Annotated in this window: 8 protein-coding genes; 7 read left to right on the top strand and 1 reads right to left on the bottom strand. The window is 70.8% G+C overall.

Translation table 11 applies throughout. The features are described 5' to 3' along the window. Window positions 1–42 precede the first annotated feature (42 nt). Window positions 43–7800: a hypothetical protein gene (locus ABVN73_RS13520; RefSeq protein ID WP_353860191.1), complete on the bottom strand. Its 7758-nt coding sequence runs from the start codon at window positions 7798–7800 to the stop codon at window positions 43–45. Window positions 7801–8878: 1078 nt separating this feature from the next. Between ABVN73_RS13520 and ABVN73_RS13525 the strand changes: the two genes are divergently transcribed. From ABVN73_RS13525 to ABVN73_RS13555, 7 genes are all read left to right on the top strand, one after another. Then, the gene (locus tag ABVN73_RS13525) at window positions 8879–10882 is read left to right on the top strand and encodes a TonB-dependent siderophore receptor (RefSeq protein ID WP_353860803.1); all 2004 of its coding nucleotides are present in this window, start codon (window positions 8879–8881) and stop codon (window positions 10880–10882) included. A gap of 30 nt (window positions 10883–10912) precedes the next feature. Further along, complete coding sequence (locus tag ABVN73_RS13530) at window positions 10913–11641, top strand: cobalt ABC transporter substrate-binding protein (protein WP_353860192.1); 729 nt, start codon at window positions 10913–10915, stop codon at window positions 11639–11641. Next, window positions 11638–11919: a DUF3649 domain-containing protein gene (locus ABVN73_RS13535; RefSeq protein ID WP_353860193.1), complete on the top strand. Its 282-nt coding sequence runs from the start codon at window positions 11638–11640 to the stop codon at window positions 11917–11919. Before ABVN73_RS13530 ends, ABVN73_RS13535 begins: the two co-directional genes overlap by 4 nt. A gap of 64 nt (window positions 11920–11983) precedes the next feature. Beyond that, the gene (locus tag ABVN73_RS13540; protein WP_353860804.1) at window positions 11984–13567 is read left to right on the top strand and encodes a PepSY-associated TM helix domain-containing protein; all 1584 of its coding nucleotides are present in this window, start codon (window positions 11984–11986) and stop codon (window positions 13565–13567) included. Window positions 13568–13569: 2 nt separating this feature from the next. Then, a complete protein-coding gene (locus ABVN73_RS13545; RefSeq protein ID WP_353860194.1) occupies window positions 13570–13857 on the top strand; it encodes a DUF3325 domain-containing protein in 288 nt (95 codons plus the stop codon). 144 nt (window positions 13858–14001) lie between these two features. Then, the gene (locus ABVN73_RS13550) at window positions 14002–16068 is read left to right on the top strand and encodes a carbon starvation CstA family protein (RefSeq protein WP_353860195.1); all 2067 of its coding nucleotides are present in this window, start codon (window positions 14002–14004) and stop codon (window positions 16066–16068) included. A gap of 75 nt (window positions 16069–16143) precedes the next feature. After that, the gene (locus ABVN73_RS13555; protein WP_094305123.1) at window positions 16144–16338 is read left to right on the top strand and encodes a CstA-like transporter-associated (seleno)protein; all 195 of its coding nucleotides are present in this window, start codon (window positions 16144–16146) and stop codon (window positions 16336–16338) included. The last annotated feature ends 9 nt before the right edge of the window (window positions 16339–16347 follow it).

Here is a 16347-nt window from a genome sequence, read left to right on the forward strand (position 1 = left end):
AGTATCCAAATACCTAAAAATGCGACGAATTTTGTCAGTCATTCATGAATTTTCTGCGACCGGCACAATCGTCGATGCATGGGTTGTGGCGTGGTGTGTGTCCGCGCTGTGAACGGCCATTGCCCAATCCCCCGCGTGCGCATCCAGACCATTCTGCACAACCGGAACGGTGTCCGGCAGCCCCAGCCCGGAGGAGAGCAGCGCCGCGTAGTCGAAGCGCCCGTGATCGGCCTGCGGCGAAGGCGACGCGGCCAGCGGCTGGCTGTGCAGCTGCGCCGCGACGGTGGCCTGCGCGTCGAAGGCGACGCCGGCCACCAGGCGGCTGCTGCCGTCGGCCATGGTCATGCTGGTGGTGCCGAGGATGTGGTTGCCGGCCAGCGTCGTGTCCGCCGGGGTGGCCGTGGTGGCGATGGACAGGATTCCGGCCTCGGCCAGCGTGCGCAGCTCGCCCGGCTGGCTCACCCCGTCGCCGTCGGCGTCCTGCCAGACCTGGAGCGTGGCGAAGCTCTCGTCCGCGGCGTCGATGCGCCCGTCATGGTTGCTGTCGAGCGAGGCGAGCGCCTCCAGGCTGCTGTTGAAGCCGCCACCGTTCGAGCCGGCTCCGAAATGCTCCGACACGAGTTCGCGTCCGTCGTCGATCCGCCCGTTGTGGTTGTCATCGCGCACCAGCAGCGCGTTACCCTTGCCGACCCAGCCGGTCCGGTCTGCCACGCCGTCGCCGCTGACGTCGAACAGGACGCCGTCCGTCAACGCCCGCAGGGCCAACCCGTCGCCGGCCATGTCCAGCACGATGGGGTCGCTGGCCACCGTGGTCAGCTTGACGTTGTCGATGCGCAGCACCGGGTTGACGCTGTTGTCGCTGGTGTCGGAGGTGCCGAAGCCCAGCGACAGGGTGCTGTTGGCCGGGATGACCACGCTGAACTTGCCGCTGGCGCTCGCGTCCTTGGCGAGCAGCGTGACCACGCCGTTGACGCTGACGAAGGCGAAGTCGTGATAGCCCGGGTCCGAGAAGATGAAGGTCCAGTCGAAGGTCAGCGTCGTGTCCTTCGCCACCGTGACGGTGCTGGCCAGCTTCATCGCGTGGCCGAAGGACGGGACGGTGCCGGTCGCCGCCGCGATGGAGCCGTGGGCGAGGCCGAGGAAATCCTCGAGTTGGGTCGGCGTCCGGCCGCCCGCCGAAGTCAGGGTGCCTTCGTGCCCGTCGCCGGTCGCGCCCACCGTGGCCCCGCCGGTGTAGCTCCAGCCGGTCAGCCCCTTGTCGAAGGAGCCGTTGGGGATCAGCACGCCGGGATGCAGGGTGACGGTGTCCGTCGCGGCGGAGAAGGCGCTGCCCTCGCCGAGGGTGATGGCGGTCTTGGAGCCGGCGCTGCCGGTGGTCTGGTCCCAGGCGCGGATGGTCAGGGCGCCGTTGACGGTGGCCGGCACCGCGGCGTTGGGCTGGAAGTAGAGCCGGTCGGTGGCGCGCAGGAGAAGGGCGGAATCGCTGTCGTTGACCGCGCCGACGAGGGTCCAGGTGGCGCCGTTGTCGGTGGAGAACCACCAGCGGCCGTAGCTCTCGTTGGTGCCGGTCAGGGCGATGCCGGTGACGGCGCCCGCGTCGGCGTCGGTGACGTTGGCCGGGCCGCTGCCGTTCAGCCCGACCAGCTTGGACACCGCGAAGCCGGCCGTGCCCGCGGCGGGAGCGGCCAGGGCCTCCGCCGCCACGGTCACGTCGAGGTTGGTGTCGATCAGGACGGGGGAGGCGTTCGGCGGCGCCACGGTGACGCCGATGGTGGCGGTCGCGGTCAGCGGCCCGCCGGCCCCGCCGTTGCCCAGGTCGTCCACGACGATCCGGATGGCGTCGGCCCCGGTGTAGGCGCTGGCCGTGTAGAGGAGACCGTTGGCGGCGCCGAGCAGCCCGTTGATGGTGGCGAGCGTCGCGCGGATGGTGACGCTGTCCGTTCCGTTGCCGGTGATGACGGCGTCCCACCCGGCGCTGGCCAGGGTCAGCGTGCCGTGGCCGGCGGTCAGCGTGACCAGCATCGGCAGCGGGCCGGCGTCGACGTCGGACACCGACAGGCCGGTGACCGCCACCGCCACGCCTTTCACCGTCGCCAGCGCCGTCGTGCCTGCGGTGATCTGCGGGGCGTCGTTGACCGGGGTGACGGTGCCGGTCAGGGCGATGGTGTCGGCGCTGTAGACGGTGCTGCCGCCGACGCCGGCCGTCAGGTCGACGCGGCCGCCGGTGACGACGGGCGCGCCGCCGTCCTCGATCAGCCGGACGGTCAGGGCCGGGGTGGTGCCGTTCCAGTCGGCGGCGGGAACGAAGCGCAGCATGGCGCTGGCGGCGACGACCAGCGCCGTCCCCTCCGCCACCGCGCCCACGGTGATCCAGGCGGAGCCGGACCAGTATTGCCAGACGCCCTGCGCGGCGGTCGCCGCGTTGCCGACGATGGCGATGCCGGCGAAGCCGTTGGCGGAGGACCCGCCCGTCACGGCGTCCGCCGGGTCGGAGAACAGGTGGCCGAACAGGGCGGTGACGCTGGTGCCCGTCGGATTGGCGGTGTCCTCGGCGAGGGTCGGCAGGGTGGCCGTGGTGTCCGTCGCCACGGGGGCGTCGTTGACCGGAATGACGGTGCCGGTCAGCGCGATGGTTCCGGCGCTGTAGGCGGTGCTGCCGCCGACGCTGGTCGCGTCGACCCGCGCGCCGCTGGCGATCGGGCCTTGCGACGAGTCGACCAGCCGGACGGTCAGGGCGGGGGTGGTGCCGTTCCAGTTGGCGGCGGGCACGAAGCGCAGCGCCGTGTTGGCCGCCAGCAGCAGGCCGTTGCCGCCGCTGGCCGCGCCGATGTCGGTCCAGGCCGTCCCGGTCCAGTACTGCCACGCCCCTTGCGCCGCCATGGCGGCGTTGCCGACCACCACGATGCCGGCCAGCGTGTCGGCCGCCGAGCCGCCGCTGACCGCGTCGGCGGCGTCGGAGAAGAGAGCGCCGAACAGGCTGGCGACGGTGGCGCCCGCCGGGTTCGCGGCGTCCTCGGCGATGGTCGGCAGGGTGGCCGCGGTGCCGGTGGCGACCGGCGCGTCGTTGACCGGGGTGACGGAGCCGGTCAGCGCGACGGTGCCGGCGCTGTAGCGGCTGTCGCCGCCCACGCTCGCCAGCGCGGTCCACCCGCCGCTGGCCACGGCCCCCTGTGAGTCGTCGATGAGCCGGACGGTCAGGGCCGGGGTGGTGCCGTTCCAGTTGGCGGTGGGCACGAAGCGCAGCGCCGTGTTCGCCGCCAGCAGCAGGGCGTTGCCGTCCGAGGCCGCTCCTATGGCCGCCCAGCCGGTGCCGGTCCAGTATTGCCAGACGCCTTGGGCGGCGGTCGCCGCGTTGCCGACGACGGCGATGCCGGCGAAGCCGTTGGCGACGGACCCGCCCGCCACGGCGTCCGCCGGGTCGGAGAACAGGTGACCGAACAGGGCGGTGACGCTGGTGCCCGTCGGATTGGCGGTGTCCTCGGCGAGGGTCGGCAGGGTGGCCGTGGTGTCCGTCGCCACGGGGGCGTCGTTGACCGGAATGACGGTGCCGGTCAGGGCGATGGTTGCGGCGCTGTAGACGGTGCTGCCGCCGACTCCGCCAGTCAGGTCGACGCGGTTGCCGCTGAACAGCGGCGCCCCGCCGTCCTCGACCAGCCGGACGGTCAGGGCCGGGGTGGTGCCGTTCCAGTTGGCGGCGGGCACGAAGCGCAGCACCGTGCTGGCGGTCAGCAGCAGCCCGTTGGCGTCGCCCGCCGCGCCGATGCCGGCCCAGGCGCTGCCCGTCCAGTACTGCCATGTCCCCTGCGCCGCGGTGGCGGCGTTGCCGACCACCACCACGCCGGCGAAGCCGTTGCCCGCCGAGCCGCCGCTGACCGCGTCGGCGGCGTCGGAGAAGAGGGCGCCGAACAGGCTGGCGACGGTGGCGCCCGCCGGATTGGCGGTGTCCTCGGCGATGGTCGGCAGGGTGGCCGTCGTGCCGGTCGCCACCGGGGCGTCGTTGACGGCGCTGACCGCGGTGGTCAGGGCGATGGTCCCGGCGCTGTAGCGGCTGTCGCCCCCGGCACCCGTCACGTCCGCCCGCTCGCCGCTGGTCACGGTTCCTTGCGAATCGTCGATCAGGCGAACCATCAGGCTCGGCGGCACGCCGTTCCAGTCGGCGGCAGGCAGGAAGCGCAGCGTGGCGTCGGCGGACAGCAGCAGGGCGTTGCCGTCCGACACCGCTCCAACGGCGCTCCAGGCGGTGCCGGTCCAGTATTGCCACACGCCTTGCGAGGTCGCCGCATTGGCGACGATGGCGACCCCGGCGAAGCCATTGGCCGTGGACCCGCCCGCCACGGCGTCCGCCGGGTCGGAGAACAGGTGGGCGAACAGGCTGTTGACCGTGGCGCCGGACGGATCGGCGGTGTCCTCGGCGATGGTCGGCAGGACGCTGGCCGTTCCGGTGGCGACCGGGGCGTCGTTGACCGGCGTGACGGTTCCGGTCAGGGCGATGGTTGCGGCGCTGTAGACGGTGCTGCCGCCGACTCCGCCGGTCAGGTCGACGCGGTTGCCGCTGACCAGCGGCGCGCCGCCGTCCTCGACCAGCCGGACGGTCAGGGCCGGGGTGGTGCCGTTCCAGTTGGCGGCGGGGACGAAGCGCAGCGCCGTGCTGGCGGCCAGCAACAGCCCGTTGGCGTCGCCCGCCGCGCCGATGCCGGCCCAGGCGCTGCCCGTCCAGTACTGCCATGTCCCCTGCGCCGCGGTGGCGGCGTTGCCGACCACCACCACGCCGGCGAAGCCGTTGCCCGCCGAGCCGCCGCTGACCGCGTCGGCGGCGTCGGAGAAGAGAGCGCCGAACAGGCTGGCGACGGTGGTGCCCGCCGAGTTCGCGGTGTCCTCGGCAATGGTCGGCAGGGTGGCCGTCGTGCCGGTCGCCACCGGGGCGTCGTTGACGGCGCTGACCGCGGTGGTCAGGGCGATGGTCCCGGCGCTGTAGCGGCTGTCGCCCCCGGCACCCGTCACGTCCGCCCGCTCGCCGCTGGTCACAATCCCTTGCGAGTCGTCGATCAGGCGAACCGTCAGGCTCGGCGGCACGCCGTTCCAGTCGGCGGCAGGCAGGAAGCGCAGCGTGGCGTCGGCGGACAGCAGCAGGGCGTTGCCGTCCGACACCGCTCCAACGGCGCTCCAGGCGGTGCCGGTCCAGTATTGCCATTGCCCCTGGGCGGCGTTGGCCGGATCGCCGATCACCGCGACACCGGCGAAGCCATTGCCGGCGGCGCCGAACACCGCGTCGGTCGGATCGGAGAACAGCCCGCCGAACAGCGACGCCACGCTGGCGCCCGCCGGATCGGCGCTGTCTTCCGTGATGGGTGCCAGGACCGCCTGTGCGCCGGTCGCCACCGGGGCGCCGTTCACCGGCGTCACCTCCAGTGTCAAGGGGGCGACGTCCGCCGACAGCGGAGTGGTTCCGCCGACGCCGGCCAGCGTGAACAGGCGATGCTCGGCGCCGCTGAACCCCTCGGCCCATTCGCCGTTCACCGCCCGCAGACCGAGCGACGGGGTGGTGCCGTTCCAGTTGGCGGCGGGCAGGAAGCGCAGCAGGGCGCTGCCCGGCAGCACCAGCGCCGAGCCGTCGCCGACCGCGCCCACCGACAGCCACGCGCCGCCGTCCACGCTGTACTGCCAGACGCCGGACGGGGAATCCGGGTTCGCCACCACGGCGACGCCGATCACGCGGCTCCCGGCCTCGCCGGGCCGGAACATCGCCTCGATCAGGTGGAAGACGGCGAAACCGGCCGGGGCCGCGGTGCCTTCGGCGACCGCCAAGGCCTTCGCAAAAGCCGCCGCGTCGAAACCGGACGAAAGGGTGGGCGCCGCCACCGGCGGCACCGCCGCGGGCGGAGCGTTGGCCGCGGCTTCGAGCGCTCGGGCCACCTGCTGCTGCATTTGCGCGGCGACGGCGAAGGGGTCGCTGACCAGGGTCCTGGTGACCGGCGGTGCGGCGGGCGTGGCGGCGGTGGAGAGCGCGGGGGCCGTGGCGCCGGGCGTGGCGGCGTCTGCGCTCTTGGCGGTTCCGGCCACTTCGAAGCTGATCGCCTTCAGCGCCGGTTCGCTTCCCATGCCGGACTTGGCCGGAGCGGGCGAGGCTTCGCCTTTCGCCGGTGCCGCGTCGGGGGAGGATTCGGCGGCTGGCTTGTCGGTTGGCTTGTCGGTGGCTTCGCCCTTCGCGTCCTCCTTGGCGTCGCCCTCCTTGGCGGCCTCCTTCTCGCTGCCGTCCTTCTCGGCACCCTCCTTGCCCTCGGCCGGGGCTTCGGCGACCTGCTCGCCGCCCTTTTCACCGCCGCCATTGTCGCCGCTGCTCTTGTCGCCGTCTCCCTTGGCCGCCTCCCCCGCGGGCGGCGGGTTGGCGAGATCGGCCAAGGCCTTGTTCTCGGCGGAAACCGGAACCTCGCTGCCCAGGGCGTTCTGCTGCACCGTCTCCGCCGTCTGGCGGGCGGCGGCGAGCGCCTGTCCGGGGGGCCGCCCGTCCGCCAGCGCCTGCCCGAGAGCGGTGTTGAAGGCGGCGCCGGAGCCGCCGAGCGCCTGCACCGCCTGCTGCACGTTCTGCCCGCTGGCCAGCGCCGCGATCAGGCCGTCGCTCTTCACGCCCTTCGTCGTTTCCGCCGACAAAGCCATGGCGGTGGACACGGTCTGCTGCGCCGACCCCAGCGCGCCGGCCATCTCCTGCCCGCTGGAGAGGGCCCGCCCCAGCGCCTCGCCGAAGCCGCCGACCGACGCGCCGTCGAGACCGGCGGCGGCGGCGAAGGTCTTGACGGTGGCCGCCACATTCTGGCCGGACGACAGCGAGGCGACCAATGCGTCCGCCGGCTTCGCCGGCACGGCGGCGGCCTCCTGCCGTGCCGCCATCTCCGTCTGCGCCCGGGACGAGGCGCCCAGCGCCGCGTCGGGTGCCGCGCCCTGCGCCAGCGCGTCGTTGAGGACGCTGGCGAAGGCGGGATTGCCGGCCAGGGCGCCGCCCGTCCCGTCCGTCTTTCCGGCGGCCAGCGCGCCGAGCAGACGCGCGCCGTCCGTCTGCTCGACGGCGACGGATGTGGTTTGAAGCGCGCCGGCGGCGCTCGACGCCTGCGCCTCGGCAATGGCGCCGGCGGCGTCGGTGCCGCCGGACAGGGCGTGCTCCAGCGCCTCGGCGAAGTGGCCGCCCGAACCGGGGCCGAGCGCCGTCACCGCGTCCTGCACCCCCACGCCCGAGGCGAGCGCCGCGGCGAGTTTGTCGGACGGCGAGACGGGAACGGCTTCCGGCGCCGCCGGGGCGGCGGGGGGAGCGGACAAGGCCTGCGACAGGGCGGCGATGGGGTCGGCGGCGCCCGCCGGGCGGGCCGCCGGGTCCATCACCCCGCTGAACAGCGCCGCCGACAGGTCGGACGCCGCCTTGGAATCGCCGGCGCCGCCCGGCCCGAGCCCCTGCCCCTGCCCCTGGGCCAGGGCGACGGCCAGACGCTGCTCTCCGGTCAACGCCGCGGTTTCCTGCGCGGCCTGCGCCATGCGCGCCGCGGTGCCGGCGGCGATCCGGCTCGCCTGGGCGATGGCCGCATCGGGCGTGGCGCTGGCGCCGATTCCCGCCGCGACGTCGCGCATCCAGCCGTCCGCCAGATTGCCCGCGGCGGTTCCCGGCAGGCCCTGTCCGGTCAGCGCTATCGCCAGCTTCTCCTGAACCGCCTTCAGCGCGCCGGGATCACCCCCCAGCAGCACCGCCGCCGCTTCGGACGCCAGGGCATCGGGGATGGTCAGGAGCGGAGCGGTGGCGTCCAGGGTATCCGGCATGGTGGCCCTCTCGCCGTCGCGGCGGTCGCATCTCAGGAGGGTCCATAACAAAGTGATTTTCTGAAAAATGTCTAAATACAGACGCCATTTTTTAGGCGTGGGAGCGGTTTTGTTTCGCGGAAGAGGTCTTTGGCCTCATCAGGCCTTAGTATTTGCGTGGTTATCTATATGAGAGCCAGTGCATGCAGGCATTGCCTGTGTGATTGTTCTGAGAATCTTACCAATGGTTGCATCGCTTCGGGTTGCTGCCGTGGAGGCTGGTGAAGGGCGGCGTCGTCGCCGCCCGTTGCGCGAAGGGGCTTGTGTGGCGTGGTCGCCTTCGGTCCGGGCGAATGGATTCTCTGCCGCCCTCCGGTAGTCAAAGGCGCCGCCGGTCCAGGATTCCAACAGGCCGGTCAGGGATGTGCCAACGGATGCGATTGTCGCAACGGCGACGTTGCCCTCTTGCGGAACCCGCGATCAGCTGGTTAGAATGAGAATCATTCGCATCATGAGTTTCAGCACAAATCGTCCGGCTTTTTGAAACCGACACGGCGCCGGTCGCCAACGCTGCGCCTCGAATACACCCTTTGGTAGAGGATACGGCTCTATGCTACACTCTTGCGGCAAGGACGCTCCGCGCCCGACCGCTCGCCGCCGCGGTGCCGCCGGCCCCGTGCAGGACGTCCTCGCGCCGGGACTGCGCCCGGTCGCCCTGGCCGTTTGCTTTGCCAGCGCCGTCCTTGCGGGCGGCCTTCCCTTCGCTTCGGCCGCGCAGGCTCAGACGGCGGCGGCCCGCACGGTCGACGCCAACGTGCCGGCGGGTCCGCTGGAGGCCGCGCTGCGCGGCTTCGCCTCCCAGGCCGGGGTGAGCGTCGCCGTGGACCCGGCGCAGGTCCAAGGCAAGACCTCCCAGGGGCTGCGCGGACCGACGACGGTCGAGGACGGCTTCCGCCGCCTGCTGGACGGCAGCGGATTCCAGATCGCGCGCACGCCGTCGGGGTACGGCCTCGTCGCGCAGGGTGCCGTGCCGACCGTGGACGCCCCGGCCGGAGCGACGGTGCTGCCCACCGTCCAGGTGTCGGCCAACGCCGGCACGATGCCGGGCGAACCGCCGCCGCCCTACGCCGGCGGTCAGGTGGCGCGCGGCGGGACGCTGGGTCTGCTGGGCACCAGGAACACGCTGGACACCCCGTTCAGCACGACGAACTACACCTCCGAGCTGATCGAGAACCAGCAGGCGCGCACGGCGGCGGACACGCTGATCAACGACTCGTCGGTGCGCACGACCACCGGCGGCAACGGCTTCGACGACACCTTCCAGATCCGCGGCTTCGCCGTTCCGTCGGGCGACGTCGGCTTCAACGGCATGTACGGGCTGGTGTCCTCCAACCGCGTGCCGTCGCAGATCATCGAGCGGATCGAGCTGCTGAAGGGTCCGGGCGCGCTGATGAACGGCATCGCCCCCGGCGGCAGCATCGGCGGCGGCATCAACATCCTTAGCAAACGCGCCGGCGACCAGCCGCTGACCCGCGTGACCGGGCTCTACCAGAGCGACGCCAATTTCGGCGTCCATGTCGACACCGGTCGCCGCTTCGGCGAGAACAACGCCTGGGGCGTGCGCTTCAACGGCCTGCTGCGCGGCGGCGAGGCCTCGATCAGGGACGGCGACGTGAAGACCGGCCTCGGCTCGCTGGCGGTGGATTACCGGGGCGAGCGGCTGCGCTGGTCGCTCGACGGCATCATCCAGCGCGACGACACCGACAATTTCCGCCCGCAGATCAGCATCCTGCCCACGACGACGGCCATCCCGTCGCCGCCCGACGCGCGCAGCAACTGGTACCCGGACACCAAGCTGGTCCAGAAGGACAAGACCATCGCCTCGAACATCGAGTTCGACGTGACGGACTGGCTGACCGCCTACGCCGGCATCGGCTACCGGGACGGCACCAACGACCAGGTGTTCCCGCAGTCCAACCCCGCCGTGAACGCGCTCGGCAATTTCACGGTCCGCAACTCCTACTACGACTCCTACAGCGAGACGGTCAGCGGCACCGCCGGCGCGCGCCTGCGCTTCGAGACGGGCCCCGTCCGCCATCAGGTCAACATCGGCTACACCGGGTTCCAGCGGGAGGAGGGCAACGCCTACATCCAGGCCGCCGGCTCGGCCCCGTCGAACATCTACAACCCGGCGCCGCTGCCGGTCATCACCGCGCCGCGCACCGATCCGCGCAAGTCGGCGGAGACGACGCTCAGCAGCATCGCGATCGCCGACACGCTGTCCTTCGTCAACGACCGCGTCCTGCTGACGCTCGGCGTGCGCGACCAGACGGTGAAGGTGAAGGGCTTCAGCACGACGACCGGCGCGCAGACCAGCAGCTACGACGCCAGCGCAACGACGCCGCTCGCCGGTCTGGTCGTGAAGCCGCTGGAGAACGTCGCGGTCTATGGCAACTACGCCGAGGGACTGACGCGCGGCACCATCGTCGGCGCCGGCTACGCCAACACCGGCGCGGTCCTCGAACCCTTCAAGTCGAAGCAGCTCGAAGGCGGCGTCAAGGTCGACTGGGGCACCGTCACCACGACCGCCGCGGTCTTCCAGATCACCCGCCCCAGCTCAATCCGCACCGCGTCCAACGAACTGGCCTATGACGGCGAGCAGCGCAACCGCGGCCTGGAGCTGTCCGCCTACGGCGAGGTCCTGCCCGGCCTGCGCGCCATGGTCAGCGCGACCTTCCTGAAGCCGGAGCTGACGAAGACCGCCGTCGCCTCGGAAGAGGGCAACGACGCCGCCGGCGTGCCGGACAAGAGCTTCTCCGCCAGCCTGGACTGGGACACCCCGTGGGTCGAGGGGCTCGCCCTCAACGGGCGGGTGATCCACACCTCGGGCTCCTACCTGACCAACGCCAACACGCTGCGCTTCGACGGCTGGACCCGCTTCGACATCGGCGCCCGCTACACCACCGACGTGTCGGGCAAGCCGGTCGTGCTGCGCGCCAGCGTCGAGAACGTCTTCGACAAGGACTACTGGCTGACCACCGGCACCTACGTGACCGTCGGTTCGCCGCGGACCGTGCTGCTGTCCGCCACCGTCGACTTCTGATCCCGCCAAGCCATTCCTTTGGATGACGTCATGAACAAACTTTCCCTCGCCCTCATCGCCGCGCTGGGCTTCGCCATGCCCGTCCAGGCCCACCAGATCTGGATCGAGCAGCCCGAGCAGGGCAACGCCACGATCCGCTTCGGGGAATTCGGCGAGAACCTGCGCGAGGTCTCGCCCGGCCTGCTCGACAAATTCGGCAAGCCGGCCGGCACCCTACTCTCCGCCAAGGGCGAGCAGAAGGCCGAGGCCGCCAAGACCGCCGACGGCTTCGCGCTGCCCTTCAAGGCCGCCAACGGCGAGAGCATCGTCGCCGAGGACACGCTCTACCCGCTCTACACATGGAAGCAGGGCGACAAGGAGACCACCAACTGGTTCCACCCCGCCGCGCGCCTGATCACCGGCTTCGCCGAGCAGGCGCCGAAGCTGGCGCTGGATCTGGTGCCCACCGGCAAGCCCGGCCAGTTCAAGCTGGTCTTCCAGGGCCAGCCCAAGGCCAAGACCAAGGTGATGCTGGTCACCCAGTCCGGCTGGGCCAAGGAGGCGCACAGCGACGAGCAGGGGCTGGTCACCTTCGACCTGCCGTGGAAGGGCACCTACGTGGCCGAGGTCAGCCTGAACGAGCGCACCCCCGGCGAGCGCCAGGGCGCCAACGGCACCGAGAAATACGACGGCGTCAGCTACGTCACCACGGTGACCTACGTTCACCCCGAGGGTCTGGCGCCGGTTCCCGCCGGCCCGGCGGCGACGCCCAACAAATGACCTCCGTGGCCGGACGGGTCCGTTCTGCTGGACCGCTTGTCTCGCGCATCGCCGCCGCCCTGTTCGGCGGCTATGCGCTGGCCGCGCTCGCCAGCGTGGCGGTGCTGGCCCTTCCCATCAGCAGGCCGCAGGCGGTGCTCACCGGCGAGATGGCGAGTTTCCTCGTCTACGCCGCCGCCGTGATCTGGGTCTTCGCGGTCCGCAGCGCGCTGCGCGCCTGGGCGGGCCTTCTTGTCGTGGCCGCGCCGCTCTCGCTGGCGGCGTGGTCGGTCTGGTGATGGGGAGCCGAGCGTGACGACGGACCAGCAAGCGCGCCCCGACGGCCGCGGCCTTCGCCAGAGCATGTCCGACCTGCACACGTGGGTCGGGCTGCTTCTCGGCTGGGTGCTCTACGCGATGTTCCTCACCGGGACGGTGTCCTACTTCAAGGACGAGCTGTCGCAATGGATGCGCCCCGAACTGCCGGCGCAGAGCAATGTGCCGGATCAGGCCGTGGTGGCCCAGCGGGTGGCCGACGAACTGGTCGCCCTGGTGCCGGGCAGCCCGCAATGGAGCCTGCGCCTTCCGGACGCCCGCAACAACAGCGTCTACGCCTTCTGGCGCACCGCCGGGGCGGCTCCCGGACAGCGCGCCTTCGGCGAGGGCAATTTCGACCCGGCGACCGGGCAGGCGGTGTCGTCGCGCGCGACGCTGGGCGGCGACTTCTTCTACCGCTTCCATTTCCAGTTCCACTACATGCCGGTGGTGTGGGGGCGCTGGATCGCCGGGATCGCGGCCATGTTCATGCTGGTGGCCATCGTCAGCGGGGTCATCACCCACAAGAAGATCTTCGTCGATTTCTTCACCTTCCGCTGGGGCAAGGGGCAGCGCTCCTGGCTCGACGCGCACAACGCGCTGTCGGTGTTCGGGCTGCCGTTCCACGCCATGATCACCTACACGGGGCTGGTGACGCTGATGGCGCTCTACATGCCCTGGGGCCAGCAGGCGGGGATCAAGACCGCGGCGGAGCGTCAGCAGTTCAACGCCGAACTCAGCGCCTTCATCCAGCCGGGCAAGCCCAGCGGCGAAAAGGCGCCGCTCGCCTCGATCGAGGACATGGTGCGCCAGGCCCAGGAGCGCTGGGGTCGGGACGGCGTCGGGCGGGTCACCGCCACGCATCCGGGCGACGCGGCGGCGCGGGTGGCGGTGGCGCGCGGCGACGGCGGGCGCGTCTCGATGAGCCCGCAATATCTGGAATTCGAAGGGACCACCGGCAGGCTGCTGGCCGTCCATGAAGGGGTGGGGCCGGCGGCGGAGACGCGCGGCGTGCTCTACGCCCTGCATCTGGGGCGTTTCAGCGACAGCGTGACGCGCTGGCTCTATTTCCTCGTCAGCCTCGCCGGCACCGCCATGGTGGGCACCGGTCTGGTGATGTGGACGGTGAAGCGCCGGCAGAAGCTGCCCGATCCGGCCCGGCCCCATGTCGGCTTCCACGTCGTGGAGCGGCTGAACATCGCCAGCATCGCCGGCCTGTCGGTGGCCATGGCGGCCTTCCTGTGGGCCAACCGCCTGCTGCCGGAGACCCTGGCGGACCGCGCCAACTGGGAGATCCACGGCTTTTTCATCGTCTGGGCGCTGACGCTGCTGCACGGCGTGCTGCGGCCGGCGAAGAGGGCCTGGGTCGAGCAGCTGTGGCTGGCCGCGGCGCTGCTGGCGCTGCTGCCCGTGCTCAACGCCGCGACCACGCAGCGGCCGCTGTGGCAGAGCCTGGCCGACGGCGATTGGGTGTTCGTCGGCATGGACCTGATGTGCTGGGCGCTGGCCGCGCTCCACGCCGTGCTGGCGGTCCGCACGCTCCGCCACCAGCCCAAGACGCGGCCGGCCCGCAAGCCGGCTCCCGAAACCGTCGACAGGCCGGCCGGCGGCGCCGTTCTGCGCGAGGGTTGAGCATGATCCACCTGTCGTCGTTCATCCTGTGTCTGACCGGATTCGCCGCGCTGGCCTTCGCCATGGACCGTCCGCAGCACGACCTGTTCGGCCGGTCCCTGCCGGCGCCCGCGACGGTCGCCCTGCGCGCTGGCGGGGCGGCTTCGCTGCTGGGGGGGCTGGGCCTCCTCGTGGCGTGGCAGGGCTGGGGGCTCGGGCTCGTCATGTTCAGCGGCCACACCAGCCTGGGCGCCGGTGTCGTCCATGGCGCGCTCATCGTCCAGCGGCGCCGGGCCACCCGCCCAAATTGAGGGTACGCCTTATTTTTGACCCATTTTGTCGCGACCGGCGAGTTTGTTCTTCCCGTTCGGGCGTGATGAGAGGATGATTCTCCATCGTTTTCATCAGGTTCATCGTGCTTTTCGACGATTGCGAATCGTTTGGGAGGAGTACGCATGCCCCGCATCCTCAATCACGCGCCATGGGTGGTCCTTGCCGTGCTGGGCGCCTTCGCGCTCGGCACCGTCGCGCTGGCGCGCGGCGAGACCATCAACGCCCTCTGGCTGGTCGTGGCCGCCGTCTGCACCTATCTGGTGTCCTACCGCTACTACAGCCTGTTCATCGCCAACCGCGTCATGCGGCTGGACCCGGCGCGCCCGACACCGGCGATGCGCCACAACGACGGGCTGGACTACGTCCCGACCAACCAATACGTCCTGTTCGGCCACCATTTCGCGGCCATCGCCGGCGCCGGCCCGCTGGTCGGCCCGGTGCTGGCGGCCCAGATGGGCTATCTGCCGGGCATGCTGTGGATTCTCGCCGGCGTGGTGATCGCCGGGGCGGTCCAGGATTTCATGATCCTGTTCGTCTCGATGCGCCGCGACGGGCGATCGCTCGGTGAGCTGATCAAGGCCGAGCTGGGGGACATCCCCGGCGTCATCGCCCTGTTCGGCACCTTCATGATCATGGTCATCATCCTGGCGGTGCTGGCCCTGGTCGTGGTCAAGGCGCTGACCAACAGCCCGTGGGGCTTCTTCACGGTCGCCGCCACCGTGCCGATCGCTCTGTTCATGGGCATCTACATGCGCTTCCTGCGCCCCGGCCGGATCGGCGAGATCTCCATCATCGGCTTCTTCCTACTGATCGCGGCGATCCTGCTCGGCGGGCAGGTCGCGCAGAGCGAGACGTGGGCGCCGGTCTTCACGCTGACCGGCATCCAGATCACCTGGATCCTGATCGGCTACGGCTTCGTGGCGTCGGTGCTGCCGGTGTGGCTGCTGCTGGCGCCGCGCGACTATCTCTCGACCTTCCTCAAGGTCGGCACCATCGTGATGCTGGCGCTGTGCATCCTGCTCGTCGCGCCGCCGATGAAGATGCCCAGCGTCACCCGCTTCGTCGACGGCACCGGACCGGTGTGGTCTGGCAGCCTGTTCCCGTTCCTGTTCATCACCATCGCCTGCGGCGCGGTGTCGGGCTTCCACGCCCTGATCTCGTCGGGCACCACGCCGAAGATGGTGGAGAACGAGCTCCACACCCGCTTCATCGGCTACGGCGGCATGCTGACGGAGTCCTTCGTCGCCGTCATGGCGCTGGTCGCCGCCTCGTGCATCGAGCCGGGCATCTACTTCGCCATGAACAGCCCGCCCGCGCTGCTCGGCACCACGGCGGAGTCGGCGGCCCAGGTCATCAACAACTGGGGCTTCGTCATCACGCCGGAGATGATCACCCAGACGGCGCAGGACGTCGGCGAGGTGAGCATCCTGTCGCGGGCCGGCGGCGCGCCGACGCTGGCGGTCGGCATGGCGCAGATCTTCTCCGAACTGTTCGGCGGCAAGGGTATGATGGCCTTCTGGTACCATTTCGCCATCCTGTTCGAGGCGCTGTTCATCCTGACCGCCGTCGACGCCGGCACCCGCGCCGGGCGGTTCATGCTGCAGGACCTGCTGGGCGTCTTCTTCAAGCCGCTGCAGCGCACGGCGTCCTGGGCCGGCAACCTGATCGCCACCGGCCTGTGCGTCGCCGCCTGGGGCTACATCCTCTATCAGGGGGTGGTCGATCCGCTGGGCGGCATCAACACCTTCTGGCCGCTGTTCGGCATCTCCAACCAGATGCTGGCGGGGATCGCCCTGATCCTGGCGACGGTGGTGCTGTTCCGGATGAAGCGGGAGCGCTACGCCTGGGTGACCATGGTTCCGGCGGCGTGGCTGCTGATCTGCACCCTGACCGCGGGCGTGCAGAAGGTCTTCCACAGCAACCCGGCGATCGGCTTCCTCGCCCACGCCGAGCGCTTCAGCACCGCCGCCAACGAGGGCCGGCTGCTCGCCCCGGCGACCTCGATGGAGCAGATGCGTCAGGTGATCTTCAACGATTACCTGGACGCGGCGCTGGCCTCGCTGTTCGTGCTGGTGGTGCTGGCGGTGCTGGTCTTCGGCATCCTGTCCTGCCTGAAGGCGCTGCGCAGCGACCGCCCGACCACCCGGGAAATCCCGACGGGTGGCGCCACCGCGCGGGCCGGGGATTGAGCAGGGACACACCGTACCCTCACACCTTCGGGAGTGAGGGTACGGCATATTGGAAAAGGACGACCGATGAGCGGCTTGAAAAGCAACCTCAGCCGGTTCCGTGGTTACTTCGAGCAGACGGCCAAGCTCATGATCGGGGTGCCGGATTACGACACCTATCTGGAGCATATGCGGACCCGGCACCCCGACCAGCCGGCGATGACCTACACCGAGTTCCTCGACAACCGTCTGCAGGCCCGTTACGGCGCCGGCAAAGCGGGGTGCTGTTGAGGTGTTGTC

The organism is Azospirillum formosense (assembly GCF_040500525.1).
Classification (GTDB): domain Bacteria; phylum Pseudomonadota; class Alphaproteobacteria; order Azospirillales; family Azospirillaceae; genus Azospirillum; species Azospirillum formosense_A.

Excerpts from the sequence above, each read along its gene's own strand:
- ABVN73_RS13520 (WP_353860191.1), bottom strand. The coding sequence starts at position 7,800 with ATGCCGGATACCCTGGACGCCACCGCTCCGCTCCTGACCATCCCCGAT.
- ABVN73_RS13525 (WP_353860803.1), top strand. The coding sequence starts at position 8,879 with ATGCCGGGCGAACCGCCGCCGCCCTACGCCGGCGGTCAGGTGGCGCGC.
- ABVN73_RS13530 (WP_353860192.1), top strand. The coding sequence starts at position 10,913 with ATGAACAAACTTTCCCTCGCCCTCATCGCCGCGCTGGGCTTCGCCATG.
- ABVN73_RS13535 (WP_353860193.1), top strand. The coding sequence starts at position 11,638 with ATGACCTCCGTGGCCGGACGGGTCCGTTCTGCTGGACCGCTTGTCTCG.
- ABVN73_RS13540 (WP_353860804.1), top strand. The coding sequence starts at position 11,984 with ATGTCCGACCTGCACACGTGGGTCGGGCTGCTTCTCGGCTGGGTGCTC.
- ABVN73_RS13545 (WP_353860194.1), top strand. The coding sequence starts at position 13,570 with ATGATCCACCTGTCGTCGTTCATCCTGTGTCTGACCGGATTCGCCGCG.
- ABVN73_RS13550 (WP_353860195.1), top strand. The coding sequence starts at position 14,002 with ATGCCCCGCATCCTCAATCACGCGCCATGGGTGGTCCTTGCCGTGCTG.